The following is a 4,245-nucleotide window of genomic DNA, read 5'->3' on the forward strand; positions in this document are numbered from 1 at the left end:
TCCTGCTGGAAATGACCGACTGGAATGAGGGACAGCTCTTTGACATGATGGATGAAGCAAAAGAAATGGGGCTTCTCAAGGAGTATGGCGGAGAACGTTATTTCTTTTCCGAGGATGTAATAAGAGAAGTTATATACAACAGGATAAACGGGGTTAAGCGCGGGCGGCTTCACCTGGTTATTGCCGGGAAAATACTGGATTTCCAAAGGGAGACAGTGGATCAGGTTGTGGAGGATCTGTCCCTGCATTTCTACCTGGGAGGGGATACGGACAAAGCAATAAAATACAGCGTTTCAGCCGGTGATAAGGCAAGAGAATCATATGCGTACAGTGAAGCTGTGGAATATTATAACAGGGCTATTGAATGCTTTGATAAAAAAGATACAGGCTGGAACAGGGAAAAGATCGAATGTATTATGAACAGAGCGGCAGCACTGAGTATTCTCGGTGAGAACGAACAGGCGATTCTTGAACTCGAAGAAGCCATCAGCCGCTCGTGTGAATTAAAAGACAAAGAACTTGAGTCTGACGGTCTTCTGAAGATCTGCAGACCGTATCTTGACACTGCCAGATATGACAGAGTCCTGGAGATAGCTGAAGAAGCTGAAAAACTCTCAAAAGATATTGATAACATGGAGAAGGTAGCGGATTCTCTTGACAATTCCGGTCTTGCCTGCTGGTACCTGGGCAGGTATCACGATGCCATGAACTATTATGAACGAGCGATGGAAATCCATGAGGCGACTGGTGGAAAAACACTCAGCCCCTCAACACTTAACAACATTGGTGCTGTCAACTGGAATCTTGGTGAGTATAACAGGGCCATGGATTATTTCAAGCGTTCACTGGAAATATCGGAACGAATAGGTGACATGAAAACAAAGGCGGCATGCCTTAATAACTGCGGTCTGATACACTGGGGATTCTGTGAGTACAAAAAGGCTCTGGAGTACTTCATGCGCTCACTTGAGATAACCGAAAGAATCGGCAACCGGAAATCAGAGGCCGCCAATCTCAACAACATAGGTAAAGCATATGAGTTCTTCTGTGAGTACGATAAAGCACTTGAGTACCTTACTCGCTCTCTTGCGATCACGAGGGAGATCGGCGACCGTGGAACAGAGTCAGCTATTCTAGCCAATATGGGTGATATCAACAGATTTCTTGGTGAGTATGAAAAATCTCTTGAATTGGTCAGTGATTCAATGAGTATCAGAGAAATGACAGGAGACCGGAGAGGAGTAATGGAATGTCTGCTGGGCGAAGGTGATACTCTGCGTATGATGAACAACCTGGAATCTGCCAGGGAATGCTACACGAAGTCTTCCGAAATCGCCATTGAAATTGATTCTGTAGATCACAGAATGATAATGAAATACAGTATTCTGTCACTCGATCTGTTACTTGATTTAACAGAAGATGAGCTTGCGGGGACAGAGAAAGAAATAAATGAACTTCTCTCATCCATAGAGGATCCAGTTGGCGTAAACCTCAAAGCCGCTCTTCATCGACTGTCCGGGAGACTTGATTCAAAAAGATGTGAATGGAGCGGAGCAGCTGAATCATATGAGAAAGCATTGGAAATTTTCAAGGATATTGATGACAGCTACGAGCTGGCAATCACGCACTATTACATGGGACAGATGCTCCGGGAATCAGGTGATAAAGCCGGATCGAAGAAGAGTATTTCGAAAGCAGGGAAAATTTTCACCAAGATTGGTGCAAGAGGGTGGCTGAAACATATCAGTGCTTTGGAACAGATGAAGCAGAATGATATAGCGAGGTAATCATTTTGAGCAAATCAGAGGTTCTCAGCAAGAGTAAAATCGAGGATCTGCGCAAGAGGATTTCGGAACTTGAAAAATCTGAATCCGAGCTGGAGAAGTCCAGGGAAACATTTGAACATGCTCTCGATGATTCACGCCGACGTCAGGTCGAGATAAAAGCTCTGCTTGAATGCAACAAGTCCATACTTCGCCATCAGAGCTTTGAAAAGACTCTGCGATCTATATTTACTTCCTGCAGGAATCTCATCGGCGCAGAAATCGGGTATATCTCCTTCCTGTCAGAAGACCAGACTGAAGAGCAGGAAATATACCTGGATGATGGGCAGGGACTGGTGGCTCCCTCCAGTCCCAGCAGGCTTTCCAAGAACAGGCTTCAAAGGACTGCGATCGAATCAGGTGAATCAGTTATTGAAAACGATTATGCGAATTCTGAATGGGCCAGGAGTCTCCCTTCTGAACATGTGAGGATTAATAGCGTTCTATTTTCACCACTCAAAATAAATGAAAAAACCATCGGAATCATCTGTCTGATAAACAAACCCGGGGGATTCGATGAAAACGATATCAGATTGTCTTCCGCGTTCAGTGAATTCGCTGCAATTGCAGCTATCAACAGCAAAACTATTGATTCTCTTGAAAAGAGCGAGGAAAGGTTCAGATCCGTAACGGAAAGCGCGAAGGAAATAATAATAACAGCTGATCTTGAGGGAAACATAAGACAATTGAACAGATCAGCATGTGACAATTTCTGGTACACTGCCGATGAGATTATAGGGAAGAATGTGGAAATGCTTATTCCGGGATTGATGGAAAACGCCCATTTCCTTGGAATAATAAAACCTGATTCCTCTGAGGACTCCTTGCAGATCGAGAGCAATTTCGAGATTCAGGGATTTAGAAAAAACGGATCGGAATTTCCGCTTGACCTGTCGATCTCGATCTGGAAAACAAGTGAAGGTGAATTTCTTACGGTAATCGGACGGGATATTACCGAGCGGCGGCAAATGGAAGAGGAACTTCTGAAGATCGCTAAACTTGAATCGCTGGGTGTCCTTGCCGGTGGTATTGCACATGATTTCAACAATGTACTCATGGCGATTATCGCAAATATCTCTCTCGCAAAAATGCATATTCCAAGCGGGGGAAGAGTATACGATCTGCTTCTGGATATGGAGAGAGCGGCTATGGGCGCAAAGAGCCTGACTCAGCAGATGCTGACATTTTCAAAGGGAGGGGCTCCACTTAAGAAAGTAGTGTCAATAGTCGAGCTTCTTAAAGTAACAGCTGACTTTGTTCTCAGAGGTTCGAACATTAAGTGCAATTTTGATATCCAGTCGAATCTCATGGATGTGAATATCGATGTGGAGCAGATCAATCAGGTAATCAGTAATCTCGTTATCAACGCGAAGCAGGCGATGAATAAAGGCGGTACAATAAAGATTTCAGCCTTGAATATAACAGTCGGTAAGTCCGGGGAGGAATCAGGTGAAATACGACTGGAACGCTTTCTGAAGCCGGGGCGGTACGTTAAGATTTCAGTCAGGGACAATGGATCGGGTATTCGGGAAGAGGAATTGAACAGAGTATTCGATCCATTCTATTCCTCGAAACGTGGTGGAAGCGGTCTGGGTCTGTCAAGTTCTTTCTCAATCATGAGAAAACACGATGGGTATATTGATGTGGAATCCGTTGTGGGAGAAGGAGCTGTTTTTCATTTTTATCTTCCCGCTGTCACAGCAGAATCCGATATCGGGAAAGAATCCTCTGACAGGCAGGAATATGCGGGAAGAATACTGATCATGGATGACAGATTAATGATTCTTGATACTGTAGGTGAGCTTCTGCAGGGGTTCGGATATGAAGTGGAAATATCTCAGAACGGCAGCGAGGCTATTGAGAAATACAGTAAAGCAATGGATTCAGGTAATCCGTTCGATGCTGTCATAATGGATCTTATTGTCCCTGGTGAGATGGGTGGACTTGAAGCAACCAGGAGTATTCTCGACATTCATCCGGAAGCCAGGATAATTGTATCAAGCGGGTATTCTACCGATCCTATCATGGCAAATTACAAAGAGCACGGATTTATCAATATGCTTCCGAAGCCGTACAGTATTGCTGAAATGGATGAAGTTCTTAAGCAGGCAATTGGCAAAGACAGCGGGAATCGGAAATGATTAACCCGCATATATCACCAACATTTCCGGGATTCCCGGGAACAATATGCTTTTGGCTAAGCAAATTAATACTGCAGCGACGCATACAGCTGCGTCTACTTCGTTATGCTCGCACAGCCGTCCTCGAAGTACTGTATAAGTACGTCTGCGGAGTCTGCACTCGCAAGCCTTGTATCCACAACTATCTGCGACGCTTCGAAAAAAAGCTGGTGATATATGCGGGTTAAAGTCGGAAGAGAGTACATAGATGATCTTACCGGTCTTTACAATCGTCGTTTTCT

The 4,245-nt window shown here is 44.5% G+C and carries 2 protein-coding genes; both read left to right on the forward strand.

Annotated elements, in window-relative coordinates; all coding sequences use genetic code 11:
- Window positions 1-1,787: tetratricopeptide repeat protein (locus K8R76_11615; protein MCD4848822.1), on the forward strand; the 1,787-nt coding region annotated here is incomplete at its 5' end.
- A gap of 5 nt (window positions 1,788-1,792) precedes the next feature.
- Window positions 1,793-3,964 (forward strand): PAS domain S-box protein, encoded by a 2,172-nt coding sequence (locus K8R76_11620; GenBank protein ID MCD4848823.1) that lies wholly within the window; start codon window positions 1,793-1,795, stop codon window positions 3,962-3,964.
- Window positions 3,965-4,245: the final 281 nt, after the last annotated feature.

The sequence above is a fragment of the Candidatus Aegiribacteria sp. genome, from assembly GCA_021108435.1.
Classification (GTDB): domain Bacteria; phylum Fermentibacterota; class Fermentibacteria; order Fermentibacterales; family JCC-6; genus Aegiribacteria.